Raw genomic sequence first — 14,632 nt, forward strand, 5'->3', positions numbered from 1 at the left:
CCGTGCGATTTATCGTTTGGAGACATTGAGATGACGGATTTCGTCCCTTCGGACCTGCAGTTCAGCCACATCGGCCTCTACGTGAGCGACCTGCCGCGCATGGCGCGCTTCTACAAGCAGGCGCTGCGCTTCACGCAGACCGACGCGGGCGACCTGGGCCCGGTGCAGCTGGTGTTCCTGAGCCGCGATCCGCGCGAGCACCACCAACTCGTGCTGGCCACCGGCCGGCCCGCGAACCCGGGCTTCAACGTGGTCAACCAGATCTCGTTCCGCGTGCCCGACCTCGGCGCGCTGCGCCGCTTCCACGACCGGCTGCTGGCCGAGGGCGCGAGCGAGATGCACCCGGTCACGCACGGCAACGCCATCTCCGTCTACTGCCGCGACCCCGAGGGCAACCGGCTCGAGCTGTTCATGGACACGCCCTGGTACTGCGACCAGCCGCTGCGCGAGACCATCGACCTGTCGCAGTCCGACGCAGCCATCCTCGCGCAGGCCGAGGCCATCGCGAAGCGCTTCCCCAAGTTCATGAGCCGTGCCCAATGGCAGGCCGAGGTGGCGCGCCGCATGCAGGAAGACCAGCGTGGCTGAAGCGATGGAGATGCACGACGTCGCGATCGTCGGACTCGGGCCCACCGGCGCCACGCTCGCCAACCTGCTGGGCGCGGTCGGGCTGTCGGTGCTGGTGCTCGAGAAGGAGGCCGGCATCTTCCCGCTGCCGCGCGCGATCCACTTCGACGGCGAGGTGCTGCGCATCCTGCAGGGCGCGGGCCTGCGCGAGCAGGTGCTGGCCATCGCGCGCCCCGGCGAGCAGGGCATGCATTTCGTGAACGGCGCGGGCGAGACGATGCTGATCCGCGGCGGCAGCGCAGCGCTCGGCCCGCATGGCTGCGCCAACAACTACTACTTCCACCAGCCCGAGCTCGAAGCCGTGCTGCGCGAAGGCCTCGCGCGCTTTCCCAACGTCGAGCTGCGGCTGCGGCACGAGCTGACCGGCATCGCGCAGGACGCGGACGGCGCCACGCTGAGCGTGCGCGACCTGCACCGGCAAGAGAACACCACGCTGCGCGCGCGCTATGTCGTCGGCTGCGACGGCGCGCGCTCGCCGGTGCGCCGGCAGATGGGCAGCGCGATGGTCGACCTCGGGCTGCGCCAGCCCTGGCTGGTGTTCGACGTGCTGCTGCGGCAACCGGTCGCACTGCCCGACCACACGGTGCAGCACTGCGATCCGGCGCGGCCCATGACCTACTGCAACGTGGTCGGCGACCGGCGGCGCTGGGAGATCATGGTGCTGCCCGACGACGACCGCGAAGCGCTGGTGCAACCCGACACGCTGTGGCGGTTGGTCGCGCCCTGGGTGAAGCCCGAGCAGGCGCGGCTCGAGCGCGCCGCCATCTACACCTTCCATTCCGTCATCGCGCAGGGCTGGCGCCAGGGCCGGCTGCTGCTGGCCGGCGATGCCTGCCACCAGACGCCGCCGTTCCTCGGGCAGGGCATGTGCGCGGGCATCCGCGACGCGGCCAACCTCGCCTGGAAGCTCGAGGCCGTGCTCGCGCGCGGCGCGCCCGCCGAACTGCTCGATACCTACGAGTCGGAGCGCGCGCCGCATGTGCGCGCGCTGATCGAGCTCGCGGTGCGGCTGGGCGACATCATCCAGACCACCGATCCCGCGCGTGCGGCCGAGCGCGATGCACGCTTTCGTGCCGGGCGCCCCGAGATCTTCGAGCTGCCGCCGCAGCTGCTGGGCCAGGGCGCCTTCGATGCCGACGCGGGCTCGCCCGCCGGGCGGCCCTTTCCCCAGCCGCGGCTGGCCGACGGCCGCCTGCTCGACGAGCTGCTGGGCCGGCGCAGCGCGGTGATCGGCAGCCCCGACGCGCTCGCGGCCGCCGCGCCCGCCACCGCCGAACGCTGGCGCCGCGCCGATGCCATCGTCATCGACCGACCCGACGCGCCGCTGCGCCACTGGCTCGAGGCCCACGAGGCGCGGGCGGTGATACTGCGCCCCGACCGATATATCGTCGGCGTCGCGCGCACGGGGCACGATCTGGATCGCATCTCGCAACACCTCCCCGTCGCGCCATGACACTCTGGAGGAATTGGCGTGCCGGAAAAATCCATGTCCAGCCTGGGGCGCATGCTGGGGGTGCTCGACCTGTTCGACGACACCCACCTGACGCGCACGGCGGACGACATCTCCGCGGCGCTCGAGGTCTCGCTGCCCACGGGCTACCGCTACGTGCGGCTGCTGCTCGAGGCCGGGCTGCTGCAGCGCGTGGAGGACTCGCACTACGCGCTCGGGCCGCGGATCATCCTGCTGGACCACTACATCCGCAATGCCGACCCGGTGCTGCGCGAAGGCATCCCGGTGATGCGCGAACTGGTGGCCGCCACCGGCTTCGACTGCGTGAGCTCGGGCATCTTCGGCATGCAGGTGCTCGACACCCATCGCGAGATGGGCGGCGCGCCGCCGACGCTGGCCTACGGGCGCGGCCGGCCGCGCCCGCTGTTCCTGGGCGCCGCGCCCAAGGTGCTGCTCTCGACCTTCGCGCCGCCGCAGCTGCGCAAGGTCTTCGATGCCCGCCACGACGAGGTCGTGCGCAGCGGGCTGCCGGCCGAGTGGAGCGAATTCCGCCGTCTCTACGCGGGGATCCGCAAGGCCGGCCACTACGTGTCGATCGGCGAACTCGAACCGCAGCTCGCGGCCGTGGCCGCGCCGATCCCGAAGGCCGACGGGGGCGCATGGGCCGCCATCCAGCTGGTCTTCGACACCTCGCGCCTGTCCATCGTCGACCTCGACAAGATGGTTCACCTGATCACCGAGGGCGCGCAGCGCATTGGAGGTCGGCTGGCGTAGTTCTATTCCCATCACTCCTCACGGACAGACCATGAAACTCATCAGCTACCAACTCAACGGCACCGCCAGCTACGGCGCGGTGACCGGCGACCGCGCGGACCGCGTCGTCGACCTGCGCCAGATCTTCGGCGAGCGCGCCGCGGACCTGAAGGCGCTGATCGCGGCCGACCTGCTGGCCGAGGCCGCCACGGCCGTCGGCCAGGCGAGCGCCACGCTGGCGCTGAGCGAGCTTCAACTGCTGCCCGTGATTCCCAACCCCGGCAAGATCGTCTGCGTGGGCCTCAACTACGGCGAGCATGTGCGCGAAACCGGCCGCGAGATCACCGAGCAGCCCACGCTGTTCCTGCGCGTGGCCGAATCGCAGCTCGCGCACGGCGAGGACATCGTGCTGCCGCCCGAGTCGACGCGGCTCGACTACGAGGGCGAGATCGCGGTCGTGATCGGCCGCGGCGGCCGGCGCATCGCCGAGGCCGATGCCTGGGCGCACATCGCGGGCTATGCCTGCTACAACGACGGCAGCATCCGCGACTGGCAGACCGCCACGCCGCAATGGACGGCCGGCAAGAACTTCTGGCGCACCGGCGGCTTCGGCCCCTGGATGGTCACGCGCGACGAGATCGCCGACGGGCGCGTAATGACCCTGGTGACGCGGCTCAACGGCCAGGAGATGCAGCGCACCACCACCGACAAGCTGATCCATAGCATCCCGCGCCAGATCGCGCACATCTCGGCCTTCACGCCGCTGGCCGCGGGCGACGTGATCGTGACCGGCACGCCGGGCGGCGTGGGCGCCAAGCGCAACCCGCCGGTGTGGATGAAGCCCGGCGACATCGTCGAGATCGAGGTCGACGCCATCGGCGTGCTGCGCAACGGCATTCGCGCCGAGTAACCCGCCGGCGGCATTCCCATGAACCGACGATTCGATCGCCGCAGCGCGCTGCTGCTCGCTGCGCTGTGCGCCGCGCTGCCCGCCGCGGCGGCCTCCGACTATCCCTCGCGCCCGATCCAGATGATCGTGCCCTTCGCCGCCGGCGGCGGGCTCGACATCAATGCACGCAGCCTCGCGCAGGCCATGTCCGAGAACCTCGGCCAGCCCTTCGCGGTGATCAACCGCGACGGCGCAGCCGGCACCATCGGCCTGAACATGGGCGCCGGCGCGCGCGCCGACGGCTACACGGTGGTCTTCACGCCCGCCGTGCCGCTGACCAGCGAGCCGCACCGGCTCAAGGCGCTGAACTACGGGCTCGATTCCTTCCGCTACGTCTGCAAGGTGTTCGACAACATCTTCGCGATCGCGGTGCCGGCCAGGTCGCCGTACCGCAGCGTGCAGGACATCCTGGCCGATGCGAGGAAGGAACCGGGCAAGGTCAGCTACGGCACCTCGGGCACCGGCTCGATCCCGCACCTGGGCACCTCGGACATCGAGGCCGCCAGCAAGGTCGCGCTCACGCACGTGCCCTACAAGGGCGACGCGCCGATGCTGCAGGACCTGCTGAGCGAGCGCCTGAGCTTCGGCGCCGTGCTCGCGAGCTCGATCACCGGCCACCTGCAATCGGGCGCGCTGCGCCTGATCGCGGTCTACACCGACAAGCGCCATCCCTCGTTCCCCGACGTGCCCACCCTGAAGGAGTCGGGCGTGCCCGTGGTGCAGGCGAGCTTCGGCGGCGTGCTGGTGCCCGCGAAGACGCCCGACGCGGTGGTCGTGCGCCTCGAGTCCTCGTGCCGCGAGGCCGTGGCCTCGCCCAAGTACCAGGCCTGGGCGCGCGGCGCCAACCAGGTGGTCGACTTCCAGCCGGGCAAGGACTTCGAGCGCCAGGTGCGCGAGGACAGCCGCCTCAAGGCCGCGACCCTCGCGCGCCTCGGACTGGCCACGCCATGACTTAGGATTCGGCGATGACCCGTCCCATCCTCCATACCCTGATCTGCAGCACGCGGCCCGGCCGCGTGGGCCCGGCCGTCGCCCAGTGGGCGCACGGCATCGCCGAAGCGCACGGCGGCTTCGACGCCCGTCTCGTCGACCTGGCCGCCTTCGGCCTGCCGGTGTTCGACGAACCCGAGCATCCGCGCCTGCAGCGCTACACGCATGAGCACACGCGCGCCTGGAGCGCGAGCGTCGCCGAGGCCGATGCCTTCCTGTTCGTGCTGCCCGAATACAACTTCGCGCCGCCGGGCGCGCTGGTCAATGCCCTGAACTACCTCGTGCGCGAATGGCAGTACAAGGCCGTCGGCTTCGTGAGCTACGGCGGCATGTCGGGCGGCATCCGCGCGGTGCAGGTCACCAAGCAGTTGCTCGGCACGCTCAAGGTGGTGCCGATGCTCGAGGCGGTCGCGTTCACGAACGTGGGCCAGCAGCTGCAGGCCGAGGGCGGTCTCTCGGCCAACCCCGCCAACGCGGCGGCCGCGAAGGCGATGCTCGACGAGCTGCTGCGCTGGACCTCGGCGCTGCGGACGCTGAGGTCGTAGGCCTCGGGCGAGAATGCGCGCATGAACCTCATCGCGCGCGAAGACATCACGGGCCTGGTGCTGGCCGGCGGCCGCGGCAGCCGCATGGGCGGCGTCGACAAGGGCCTGCAGGACCACCGCGGCACGCCGCTGGCGCTGCATGCGCTGCGCCGCCTGCAGCCGCAGGTGGGCACGGCCATGCTCAGCGCCAATCGCAACCTGCCCGACTACGAGGCGATGGGCGTGCCCGTGTGGTCCGATTCCATCGAAGGCTATGCGGGGCCGCTCGCGGGCCTGCTGACCGGGCTCGAGCATGCGCGCACCGATTGGCTGGTCACCGTGCCCTGCGACACGCCGGACTTTCCGCCGGACCTGGTCGACCGGCTGGCCGAGGCCGCGGCCGCGCAGGGCGCCGAGATCGCGATGGCCGCCACGCGCGAAGACGGCGAGCTGCGCGCGCAGCCCGTGTTCTGCCTGCTGCGCACCGGCCTGGCGCCGAGCCTGCTCGCCTTCCTGCAGGCGGGCGAGCGCAAGTTCGGCAAGTGGACCGCGCAGCATCGGATGGTGCAGGTGGCGTTCGACGATGCGGCCGCCTTCTTCAACGCCAACACCAGCGACGAGCTGCGCCAGTTGCAGCGCTGAGCGCCGTCGATCCGGCGCCGCGCGCGCCGTCCGTCGATCTTTTGCACCCCTTACCGTTCGCTGACCTCTTTCCCGTCGCGTCGCCCTAAGTTCCATCTCGCGCAGAAGCCGGTCGCTTGTGCCGCGGAACTTCACCAGGGCGCTGACCACGCAGGAAGACGGATCGACGATGGATCAAACGGAAAGCACGAGGCGCCGCCTGCTGACGCGCGCCATGACGGCGGGCATGGGCGCCGCGCTGGCGGCCTGTGGCGGTGGTGGCGGCGGCGCGGGCGGGTGGGCCGTTCCACCGCTTCCCGGCCCGGGCGACGGGGGCGCGGGTGGTGACGGCGGCGGAGGGACCGGTGGCCGGTTCAGTTCGGAACAGCGCTCCGAAGCCACCTGGCGCATCGCCGAGAAGTACGAGCAACTGCTCGGGGCGCGCACCGCCAGGCCCTTCGAGGCGCTGCGCGACTGGGTCCTGCTGCAGCCCGAGTACGACGCCGTGGACATCGACACCGACAGCCTGTGGGCACGCTTCACCGACGGGCGCTACTTCCTCTTCACCGACGACTGGAAGACCGGGGCGCCGACCGCGCCCATGGCACCGCGCGAAGGTGATCTCGCCGCGCGCCAGCAGCGCGCCGCCCCACTCGCGGCCGGCGACATGCAGGTGCCCGGCAGCGACAAGGCGCTGCTGCTCAAACTCAAGGAAGACATCTTCTCGCCCGAGGGCGACGCGGCCATCGCCAAGGCCAAGGCGGCGCTCGAGAAGCGCGGATGGACGGTGCCGGCGCAGCATGTGCTGACGCTCGAGGCGCTCAAGAATGCCGGCGAAGTCGGGCTGCTCTATCTCAACGGGCATGCCGCGGTCTACGGTCCCAAGGAAGGTCCCGACGCCTACCGCGACTTCGCGATGCTGACCGAAAACAATTCGAGCGACGACGCCGACGAACTCTATGCACAGGACCTGGACGACCGCTCGATCATCCTGCACCGCGATCGCAGCCGCTGGAACGAGTACCTGCACGGCCAGCGCCGGCCCAACTACGCGATCACCAGCATCTTCATCCGCAAGTACCTCAAGCTCGCGCCCAACTCGCTGGTGGTCCTCATGGCCTGCAGCGCGGGGCTGGCCGAGGCCGCGGTGTTCCGCGCCAGCCTGAGCAACGTGGGCGCCTCGGAAATCATCGCCTGGCAGGGCAGCGCCACCGCCGCCGGCTACCGCACGGTCGATGCGCTGTTCGACCGCATGACCGGCGTCAATGCCAACGATCCCAGGACGCCGCCCAACCGCGCCTTCGACTTCGAGGACGTCTGGCGCTACCTCGGCAGCCGCGGCCTGCTGGAGAACCCGCCGACCGGCGAGCCCGGCTCGCGTCCCGCGCCCATCAAGCGCTTCGGGCAGGGCGGCTTCGACCTGACCAATCCGCTGATCACGATGCTCGAGGTCGACTGGAAGGACAAGCTCGTGGTGCACGGCGGCTTCGGTGCCGAGCCCGGCACCGTGAGCGTGGGCGGCACGGTGCTGCCGGTCACGCGCTGGAGCGAGGCCGAGATCGAGCTGACGCTGCCGACCGGCCCGAACGATCCGCCGGGCTCGCACGGCGACGTGATCGTCACCACGCGCAAGCGCAGCAGCAACGTCCGGCCCCTCACTTCGTGGCGCGGCGAGATCGTCTACCTCGCCGAGGAACTGGCGCAGGAACACGGGCAGGGGCGGCTCACGCGCGAGCTCAGGCTCGAACTGCATCTGCGTGGCGATGGCCATGCCACCCGCACCGAGGTGGACGGCGCGCCGAAGCCCAACACCTGGAACCTGATCGCCGCGTCCGACAGCCGGGCCCGTCATGTATCGGGTGGCTCCATCAGGTACGGCGTGCTCGGCGGGAACACCACGACCTCGCAGCAGGGGCGCGGGGAACTGAGGATCGTCGGCCCGGCGGAGGCGGCCGGCGGCCCGGGCCTGATGGTGGTGATCGGCCGCGTCGACGCCGTGACGCGCCAGCTGCAGATCCTGCCGCTCGTGAGCGTCGGCGACTACTACGACGTCTTCCTCGATGGCCAGCATTCGAACGTCGGCAGGATCCTGATGGAAGTCCAGGGACTCGGGTTCTGGGATCCCAAGGGCTCGGCGCACTCGCACCTGCCGCTGATGTTCGGCACGACGCTGCCGATGGGCACGAACGGCGCGATCGCGGCCTACGAGCGGACGATCGTGACGGACACCAGCCTCGAGGGACGCCCGGTGATGCAGCAGACGGTCAGGACCGCGGGGCTGAGCGCGACCCCGGCGCTGCGCGGCGACGTGGGCCTGTGAGGCGGCATGCACCGGCCGGCGTCACAGCCGCGCCCGGTAGCTCGCCGGCGTCTCGCCGAAGGTGCGGCGGAACAGCCCGATGAACGCGCTCGGGGTCGAATAGCCGAGGTCGAGCGCGATCGCCGTCACCGAGACGCCGGCCGCGAGCATCTCGAGCGAGCGCATCATGCGCGCGCGCTGCCGCCAGGCCGTGAAGTTGAAGCCGGTCTCCAGCACGAAGCGCCGGCTCAGCGTGCGCGAGCTCACGGCGGCCCAGCGCGCCCATTGCTCGAGGTCGCGCTGGTCCGCGGGCTCTGCGATCAGCGCGTGCGCGATGCGCTGCAGCCGCGGGTCGCTTGGCAGCGGCAGGCCGAAGGGCTCGACCGGCAGGCTGCGGATCTCGTCGAGGATGACCGCCGCCACGTGCGCGCGGCTCTCGTCCAGCGGCTTGGGCGCCTCGAGCGGCCAGCTGCAGGCGCGCAGCACCGCCTCGCGCAGCAGGCCCGAGGTGCGGATCGTGCAGGGCCGTGGGGGCAGGGTGGCGCAGGCCGGCTCCGCCACGTAGACGCTCCAGCCATGGAAGGGGCCGTGCGAACGCCCCGAATGCTCCTGGTGCGGCGGCAGCCAGACCGCGTGGATGGCCGGCACGATCCAGACACCGTCCTCGACGCCGACCGACAGCAGCCCGCGCAGCGAGCCGAACAGCTGCCCGCGCGCATGGCGGTGCGGGCCCGAGGCCAGCTCCTCGCCCTGGCTGCCCTCGGCCGCGATGAGGACCGGGCCGTCCGGTCGGTCGACCAGGCCGGCCAGGCGAAGAATGGGATCGGTCATGGCGGATGAGAGCTATCGATTGGCCGATCCAGTCTACAGCCGCCAAGGCCTTTCTTCGTACGCTGGCGCCATGAACCCAAGACCTCGCCCTTTCCTCGACGATCAGACCCCGGAACCCGACCTCGACGCGCTGTATGCCGCGCCCTCCGAGATGATCCAGAAGGCGGTGCTCGATCGCCTGGTCGACTTCCACGAGGCCTATCTCGCGCAGGCCACCTTCTTCTGCCTCGCGACCGGCAGCGAGCAGGGGCTCGACGCCTCGCCGCGCGGCGGCCCGCCGGGCTTCGTCCATGTGCTGGATGCGCACACGGTCGCCTTCGCCGACTGGCCCGGCAACAACCGCATCGAGTCGATGCGCAACCTGCGGCGCGACGAGCGGCTCGCGATGGTGTTCCTGTTCCCGGGCCTCGAACTCTTCCTGCGCATCAACGGCCGCGGCCGGGTCTCGACCGATGCCGGGCTGCTGAACGAACTGCGCGAGGGCGAGCGCGTTCCCAAGACCGCGACCGTGGTGCGGATCGACGAGGTGCTGCTGCATTGCGGCAAGGCCATCAACCGCGCCCGGCTGTGGCAGGACAGCGCCCGCCTCGCGCGCGATGCGCTGCCGACCGTGGGCCAGATGATGGCCGCGCTGGGCCGGCGCGCCGATGCCGAGGCCGAGCTCGGCACGGACCAGATCGCGCAGATCGACGCGCACTACGACCACGCGGTCAGGCACGAGCTGTACTGACGAATCGAGCGCCCCACGAAGGCTTCCCTTTTTTTCTGGAGAGAACGCGATGCTGTTCGACACGACGAGATTTCCGCTGGTGTTCCTGAAGGAAGACCCGCAGGCCGATTCGCACGACACCGACACCGAGGCGCAACTGGCCACGCTGCTCGAGCGCGGCGAGCGCTTCGTGCTGCTGACCGACCACCTGCCGGGCGACCACCCCGAGGAAAGCCACGAGGACCGCAAGCGCCGCGCGCTGTTCTTCAAGCGCCACAAGGAGCGCATGCGCGCGTTCTGCGCGGGCCTGGTGATCGTCACGGGCGAGCGCACGATTCCCGCGGCGGTGCGGCTGGCGGCGCAGGGCGCGGGCAAGGTGCTGGGGCTGTCCTTCGACTTCGTGCGCAGCGAGAGCGAAGGGGTGGCGGCGGCCGAGCGATTCCTGGCGCGCGGCTAGTTCAGGCCGTCGCGTCGAAGGCCTCGCTGTAGGCGACGCTGCCCGTGGGCACCGCCCCCGCCAGCGCGAGCGCCATGAAGTACTCGGGCGGCACGCCCGGCAGCGTCAGGCCGGGCTCGGCCCTGAAGCCGAAGCGCGCGTAGTAGGCCGGATCGCCCAGCAGCACGCAGCCACCGGCGCGCCGCAGGCGCAGCGCGTCCAGGGCCTGCGCCATCAGCTGCGAACCGATGCCCCGGCCCTGGCAGTCGGGCCGTACCGAGAGGGGACCCAGGCCGTACCAATCGCCCGCCCGACCATCGATGCGAATGGGAGACACGGCCACGTGGCCGACGATCCGTTCGTCCTCGATGGCGACCAGCGACACCGCGAGCTGGCCCCGCGCGCGCAGCGCCCGCACGATGAACTGCTCGGTGTGGCTGGTGTGCGCGGCGTGTTCGAAGGCCGCGATGGTGACGGCCTCGATGGCCGGGGCATCGGCGGGCGTTTCGTGGCGGATGCGGATGTTCATGGTGTCGAATCCTCGGGCTGGCCATGCACCGCATCGAAAGCGCGGCGCCTTTCTCTGAAGCCCTCGGCGTTCTCGATCACCCAGGTCCACAGCGGAATCATCTGGTAGAGCAGGCCACGGCCCAGGCTCGTGAGCTCGTACTCGACGCGCGGCGGCACCTCCCGGTGGTCGAAGCGCAGCACGAGGCCGTCGCGCTCGAGCGCCCGCAGCGTGCGCGTCAGCATGCGCTGCGTCACGCCCGAAAGCCGGCGCCCCAGCTCCGCATGCCGCAGCCGGCCCGACACGCCCAGCGCATGCACCACGCCCAGCGACCAGCGGCTGCCGGCATGCGCGAGCACTTCGCGCTTGAGTCCGTCGTCGTCGTCGCTGAGCGCATCGCAAGCGGCTTGCGATTGCCGGATCAGCGCCTCGATTTTTTCCTGCGGTATCACGCGTGTGCCTTCTTTCATTGGGGGGTGCCGGGTCCAACTGCCGATTTTGATCGGAGATGCATCCATGCCGCAGACAAGACAAGACGCTCTCGAGATCCTGGTGGTGGGCGCCGGGGAACTGGGATCGAGCGTGATTCGCGCACTGGCAGCGAGGGCCGAACGCGAGGGCGCGCGGATCTCGGTGCTGCTGCGGCCCGACACGGCGTCGTCGCCATCGCCCGTGCGGCGCGCGCTGCTCGAAGAACTGGCGGCATTGAAGGTGGCCGTCATCCATGCCGACATCGCTGCGTCCGATGCGCACGGGTTGTCCCGGATCTTTCGCGCGTTCCATACCGTGGTCAATTGCACGGGCTTCGTCGGCGGTCCGGGCACGCAGCGCAAGCTCACGGCCGCGGCGCTCGAAGCCGGCGTCGCGCGCTATGTGCCATGGCAGTTCGGCATCGACTACGACACCATCGAGACCGGCAGCGCGGGCGGGCTGTTCGACGAGCAGATCGCGGTGCGCGCGATGCTGCGCTCGCAGCAGGCGACGCGCTGGCTCATCGTGTCGACCGGGATGTTCACGAGCTTCCTGTTCGAACCGGCCTTCGGCGTGGTCGACCTCGAAGGCCTGCGCGTGAACGCGCTGGGCAGCTGGGACACGCGCGTGACGGTGACCACGCCCGAGGACATCGGCCGGCTCACGGCGGACATCCTCTTCACCCAACCGGTCGACCACAGCGGCATCTTCTTCACCGCGGGCGAGACCTTGAGCTATGGCCGGCTGGCCGATCTCGTCGAGCAGCGCTTCCAGCGCCGGGTCGAACGCATCGAGTGGAGCGTGCCGATGCTCGAGGACGAGCTCGCGAAGCAGCCGCGGGACACGATGCGCAAGTACCGGCTGGCGTTCGCGCGCGAGCCCGGCGTGGCCTGGGATGTCGGTCTCACCTACAACGCGCAGCGGGGCATCGCGACCGCGGATGTCGCCCGCTTCCTGCGCGGCCATCGGGGTGTCGCGGCGATGTAGTAACAAATCAGTCATCGTCGGGCGCCAAGATCGCGGGTTCCCAACAGTGCCTGCGCCGTGTCGGTCCTCCCCCTTTTCCCATCGTCCCGCCCGCGGCCACGCCCTGGGCGCGGCACGGCCGCCGTCGAGACCCGCTGCGGATGCGCCTTCACGCGCGCCTCCTGAGCAGGCTCCGGGCCGCGACCTGCATGGTGTGCACGCTGGCGACTCCCGCCTGGGCCGCGGACAACGCGATGCAGCCGCCGGTTCCCGAGGCGGCCGCGGCGCTGCTCGACTTCGACATTCCCGCCCTGCCGTTGGACGATGCGCTGGGTCGCTATGCCGCGCAGTCGCGGCGCTCGACGCTGTTTCGCAGCGCGACCGTGCAGGGGCGCATCTCCTCGGCCGTGCAGGGCCGCCATTCGCCCGAATCGGCGCTGCGCCTGCTGCTCGAGGGAACGGGCCTGGTCGCCGAGCGGCCCGAGGAAGGGCCGGCCGAGGCCTTCGTGCTGAAGGAGGCGACGGCACCGGCGCCGCCGCCGGTCCTCGGCAACGCGCCCGCCGCCGCCGACGAGGAGGACGACGGCTACGACGCCCGGCTCCAGGCCCGCGTCTGGGCCGCGCTGTGCGCCAACCCGCGCACCGCGCCGGGCAGCTACCGTTCGCTGCTGCGCTTCGAGGTGGACGCCGCGGGCAGCATCCTGCGCCCGCGCCTCCTGGGCTCGAGCGGCGACGGCGCGCGCGATGCGGCGCTGCTGCAGGCGCTGCGCGGCGTGCGCATGGACCAGCCGCCGCCCGCGGCCATGCCGCAGCCGCTGACCCTGATCGTGCTGCCGCGTACCCGGCGCGACGCGCCTTACTGCAACGCGGCGCGCTGACATGTCCGAAGGCGCGCAACCCGCATTGCTCGACTACCTGGTCGAGCGCTATGCCAGCCTCAAGCTGCGGCTCACGCGCGTGCTGCGCAACGGCGACCTGGCCGGCGACGCGCTGCAGGACACCTGGCTGCGCGTGCAGAGCCAGCCCGCCGACGACGCGATCCAGAGCCCGACCGCCTACCTGATGCACATGGCGGTCAACATCGCCATCGACATCCGGCGCAAGCAGGGGCGCACCCTGTCGAGCGACGACGTCGAGGACCTGCTGGAGCTGGCCGATCCCGCGCCGGACCCGGCGCGCAGCGCCGAGGCGCGCTCCGAGCTCGATGCGCTGGTGAAGGTGATGCGCGGCCTGCCGCAGCGCCGGCGCGAGATATTGATCCTGGTGCGCTGGGAAGGCATGGCGCAGAAGGACGTGGCGCGCCTGCTGGGCGTGTCGGTGCGCACGGTCGAGCACGAACTCAAGCGCGCCCACGACTACTGCGAAGCGCGCATGAACCATGACAAGAGATAGTTGGGGGATTTGGCCGGTGCCGAACGTCATAGCAGGTGAAGACAAGGATTCCCGCGAGGCATCGCCGGCCCTGAAGCCATGAAGACATCGCCCCACGACGGCATCGCGCCACCCGAGGAACTGCAGCGCCAGGCCGCGGCCTGGCTGCGCCGGCTCACCTCGGGGCGCGCGAGCGACACCGATGCCGAGGCCTTCCTGCAATGGAAGCGCGCCAGCCCCGCGCACCAGGCCGCCTTCGAGGAGGCGCGGCGCCGCTGGCAGCTGCTCAAGCCCGCGCTCGGCGAGCTGCTGCGCGAGGATCCGCAGACCCTGGCCCATCACCGGCAGGCGCTGCGCGGCGCGATGCCCAAACCGGCCCTGGGCCGCCGTGCCTTCGTCGGCGCGGCCGTGGGCGCGCTGGCCGTGGCCGGCATCGCGGTGGTGCGGCCGCCGCTCGGCCTGTGGCCCGCGGCCAGCACCTGGACCGCCGACTTCCACACCGGCACCGGCGAGCAGCAGGCCATCGCGCTGGCCGAGCGCATCGACGTGCTGCTGAACACCCAGACCAGCGTGCGACGCGTCGAGGCCGGTGGCCGCGTCGTCGGCATGGAGCTGCTGGCGGGCGAGGCCGCCATCGACCTGCGCGCGGGCAGCCCCGCCTTCCAGGTCGCGGCCGGCCCGGGCCGCAGCATGGCCGAGTCCGGCCGCTTCGAGGTGCGCTACCTCGCGGGCCGGGTCTGCGTGAGCTGCCTCGAAGGCACGGTGCGCGTCGCGCATCCGGCCGGCGAACGCCTGCTGCAGGCGCGGCAGCAAACCCTCTACGACACGGCGTCGATCGGCGGCGTGGTCGGCATCGAACCCGCGGCCGTCTCGGCCTGGCGCAGCGGCGAGCTGGTGTTCAGCCAGGTGCCGCTCGCGCAGGTCATCGACGAGATCAACCGCTACCGGCCCGGCCGCGTGCTGCTGATGAACGAGGCGGCCGGCAGCGATCCCGTCAGCGGACGCTTCTTCGTCGCCTCGCTCGAATCCGCGCTCTCGCAGCTCCAGCATTCGTTCCAGCTCAAGGCCCGGCGGCTGCCCGCGGGCGTGCTCGTGCTGAGCTGAGCGCCTTCGCTTTTTTCCACCCC

17 protein-coding genes are annotated in these 14,632 nt (G+C 71.1%); 14 read left to right on the forward strand and 3 right to left on the reverse strand.

The window, feature by feature from the left end; translation table 11 throughout:
- The first annotated feature begins 30 nt into the window (after positions 1 to 30).
- The 8 genes from R0232_RS35635 to R0232_RS35670 all read left to right on the forward strand — a co-directional run bounded on the left by R0232_RS35635 (position 31) and on the right by R0232_RS35670 (position 8,234).
- Positions 31 to 588 (forward strand): VOC family protein, encoded by a 558-nt coding sequence (locus tag R0232_RS35635; protein WP_431513987.1) that lies wholly within the window; start codon positions 31 to 33, stop codon positions 586 to 588.
- The gene (locus R0232_RS35640; protein ID WP_431513988.1) at positions 581 to 2,080 is read left to right on the forward strand and encodes a bifunctional 3-(3-hydroxy-phenyl)propionate/3-hydroxycinnamic acid hydroxylase; all 1,500 of its coding nucleotides are present in this window, start codon (positions 581 to 583) and stop codon (positions 2,078 to 2,080) included. The genes R0232_RS35635 and R0232_RS35640 overlap by 8 nt, the downstream gene beginning before the upstream one ends.
- Positions 2,081 to 2,113: 33 nt before the next feature.
- The gene (locus tag R0232_RS35645; RefSeq protein ID WP_057596260.1) at positions 2,114 to 2,851 is read left to right on the forward strand and encodes an IclR family transcriptional regulator; all 738 of its coding nucleotides are present in this window, start codon (positions 2,114 to 2,116) and stop codon (positions 2,849 to 2,851) included.
- Between the two features lie 31 nt (positions 2,852 to 2,882).
- Positions 2,883 to 3,740, forward strand: a complete 858-nt coding sequence (locus R0232_RS35650; protein WP_431513989.1) for a fumarylacetoacetate hydrolase family protein — start codon at positions 2,883 to 2,885, stop codon at positions 3,738 to 3,740.
- An 18-nt stretch (positions 3,741 to 3,758) separates the two neighbouring features.
- A complete protein-coding gene (locus R0232_RS35655) occupies positions 3,759 to 4,730 on the forward strand; it encodes a tripartite tricarboxylate transporter substrate binding protein (RefSeq protein ID WP_431513990.1) in 972 nt (323 codons plus the stop codon).
- A 14-nt stretch (positions 4,731 to 4,744) separates the two neighbouring features.
- Complete coding sequence (locus R0232_RS35660; RefSeq protein WP_208509031.1) at positions 4,745 to 5,314, forward strand: NADPH-dependent FMN reductase; 570 nt, start codon at positions 4,745 to 4,747, stop codon at positions 5,312 to 5,314.
- A 21-nt stretch (positions 5,315 to 5,335) separates the two neighbouring features.
- On the forward strand, positions 5,336 to 5,935 hold the full coding sequence (mobA, locus tag R0232_RS35665; RefSeq protein ID WP_208509030.1) for a molybdenum cofactor guanylyltransferase MobA: 600 nt from the start codon (positions 5,336 to 5,338) through the stop codon (positions 5,933 to 5,935).
- Between the two features lie 169 nt (positions 5,936 to 6,104).
- Positions 6,105 to 8,234, forward strand: coding sequence for a hypothetical protein (locus tag R0232_RS35670; RefSeq protein WP_431513991.1), 2,130 nt, complete (start codon positions 6,105 to 6,107; stop codon positions 8,232 to 8,234).
- A 21-nt stretch (positions 8,235 to 8,255) separates the two neighbouring features.
- On the opposite strand, the gene R0232_RS35675 is transcribed toward R0232_RS35670, so the two are convergent.
- Positions 8,256 to 9,044, reverse strand: coding sequence for an AraC family transcriptional regulator (locus R0232_RS35675; RefSeq protein ID WP_431513992.1), 789 nt, complete (start codon positions 9,042 to 9,044; stop codon positions 8,256 to 8,258).
- A 70-nt stretch (positions 9,045 to 9,114) separates the two neighbouring features.
- On the opposite strand from R0232_RS35675, the gene R0232_RS35680 reads away from it, so the two are divergent.
- Positions 9,115 to 9,774 (forward strand): MSMEG_1061 family FMN-dependent PPOX-type flavoprotein, encoded by a 660-nt coding sequence (locus R0232_RS35680; RefSeq protein WP_431513993.1) that lies wholly within the window; start codon positions 9,115 to 9,117, stop codon positions 9,772 to 9,774.
- 49 nt (positions 9,775 to 9,823) lie between these two features.
- Positions 9,824 to 10,210 carry a hypothetical protein gene (locus R0232_RS35685; RefSeq protein WP_208510188.1) on the forward strand — a complete coding sequence of 129 codons (387 nt, stop codon included), beginning with the start codon at positions 9,824 to 9,826 and terminating at the stop codon, positions 10,208 to 10,210.
- A 1-nt stretch (position 10,211) separates the two neighbouring features.
- On the opposite strand, the gene R0232_RS35690 is transcribed toward R0232_RS35685, so the two are convergent.
- Both R0232_RS35690 and R0232_RS35695 read right to left on the reverse strand, forming a co-directional pair.
- Positions 10,212 to 10,718: a GNAT family N-acetyltransferase gene (locus tag R0232_RS35690; protein ID WP_431513994.1), complete on the reverse strand. Its 507-nt coding sequence runs from the start codon at positions 10,716 to 10,718 to the stop codon at positions 10,212 to 10,214.
- A complete protein-coding gene (locus R0232_RS35695; protein ID WP_431513995.1) occupies positions 10,715 to 11,167 on the reverse strand; it encodes a winged helix-turn-helix transcriptional regulator in 453 nt (150 codons plus the stop codon). Before R0232_RS35695 ends, R0232_RS35690 begins: the two co-directional genes overlap by 4 nt.
- A 46-nt stretch (positions 11,168 to 11,213) precedes the next feature.
- Here R0232_RS35695 and R0232_RS35700 point away from each other — a divergent pair, with 46 nt between their 5' ends.
- The 4 genes from R0232_RS35700 (at position 11,214) to R0232_RS35715 (ending at position 14,609) form a co-directional block, all read left to right on the forward strand.
- The gene (locus R0232_RS35700) at positions 11,214 to 12,155 is read left to right on the forward strand and encodes an aromatic alcohol reductase (protein ID WP_431513996.1); all 942 of its coding nucleotides are present in this window, start codon (positions 11,214 to 11,216) and stop codon (positions 12,153 to 12,155) included.
- A 233-nt stretch (positions 12,156 to 12,388) separates the two neighbouring features.
- Positions 12,389 to 13,012 (forward strand): TonB family protein, encoded by a 624-nt coding sequence (locus R0232_RS35705; RefSeq protein WP_431513997.1) that lies wholly within the window; start codon positions 12,389 to 12,391, stop codon positions 13,010 to 13,012.
- Position 13,013: 1 nt separating this feature from the next.
- Positions 13,014 to 13,526, forward strand: coding sequence for an RNA polymerase sigma factor (locus R0232_RS35710; RefSeq protein ID WP_093349994.1), 513 nt, complete (start codon positions 13,014 to 13,016; stop codon positions 13,524 to 13,526).
- A gap of 78 nt (positions 13,527 to 13,604) precedes the next feature.
- A complete protein-coding gene (locus R0232_RS35715) occupies positions 13,605 to 14,609 on the forward strand; it encodes a FecR family protein (protein WP_431513998.1) in 1,005 nt (334 codons plus the stop codon).
- The last annotated feature ends 23 nt before the right edge of the window (positions 14,610 to 14,632 follow it).

Origin of the sequence: Variovorax sp. DAIF25, from assembly GCF_050711835.1 — a bacterium.
Classification (GTDB): Bacteria; Pseudomonadota; Gammaproteobacteria; order Burkholderiales; family Burkholderiaceae_C; genus Variovorax.

Bases quoted from the DNA above. Each gene is read 5' to 3' on its own strand.
- R0232_RS35675 (WP_431513992.1), bottom strand. From the start codon at position 9,044: ATGACCGATCCCATTCTTCGCCTGGCCGGCCTGGTCGACCGACCGGAC.
- R0232_RS35635 (WP_431513987.1), top strand. From the start codon at position 31: ATGACGGATTTCGTCCCTTCGGACCTGCAGTTCAGCCACATCGGCCTC.
- R0232_RS35655 (WP_431513990.1), top strand. From the start codon at position 3,759: ATGAACCGACGATTCGATCGCCGCAGCGCGCTGCTGCTCGCTGCGCTG.
- R0232_RS35695 (WP_431513995.1), bottom strand. From the start codon at position 11,167: ATGAAAGAAGGCACACGCGTGATACCGCAGGAAAAAATCGAGGCGCTG.
- R0232_RS35685 (WP_208510188.1), top strand. From the start codon at position 9,824: ATGCTGTTCGACACGACGAGATTTCCGCTGGTGTTCCTGAAGGAAGAC.
- R0232_RS35700 (WP_431513996.1), top strand. From the start codon at position 11,214: ATGCCGCAGACAAGACAAGACGCTCTCGAGATCCTGGTGGTGGGCGCC.
- R0232_RS35705 (WP_431513997.1), top strand. From the start codon at position 12,389: ATGCAGCCGCCGGTTCCCGAGGCGGCCGCGGCGCTGCTCGACTTCGAC.
- R0232_RS35670 (WP_431513991.1), top strand. From the start codon at position 6,105: ATGGATCAAACGGAAAGCACGAGGCGCCGCCTGCTGACGCGCGCCATG.
- R0232_RS35710 (WP_093349994.1), top strand. From the start codon at position 13,014: ATGTCCGAAGGCGCGCAACCCGCATTGCTCGACTACCTGGTCGAGCGC.
- R0232_RS35680 (WP_431513993.1), top strand. From the start codon at position 9,115: ATGAACCCAAGACCTCGCCCTTTCCTCGACGATCAGACCCCGGAACCC.
- mobA (WP_208509030.1), top strand. From the start codon at position 5,336: ATGAACCTCATCGCGCGCGAAGACATCACGGGCCTGGTGCTGGCCGGC.
- R0232_RS35715 (WP_431513998.1), top strand. From the start codon at position 13,605: ATGAAGACATCGCCCCACGACGGCATCGCGCCACCCGAGGAACTGCAG.
- R0232_RS35660 (WP_208509031.1), top strand. From the start codon at position 4,745: ATGACCCGTCCCATCCTCCATACCCTGATCTGCAGCACGCGGCCCGGC.
- R0232_RS35650 (WP_431513989.1), top strand. From the start codon at position 2,883: ATGAAACTCATCAGCTACCAACTCAACGGCACCGCCAGCTACGGCGCG.
- R0232_RS35690 (WP_431513994.1), bottom strand. From the start codon at position 10,718: ATGAACATCCGCATCCGCCACGAAACGCCCGCCGATGCCCCGGCCATC.
- R0232_RS35645 (WP_057596260.1), top strand. From the start codon at position 2,114: ATGTCCAGCCTGGGGCGCATGCTGGGGGTGCTCGACCTGTTCGACGAC.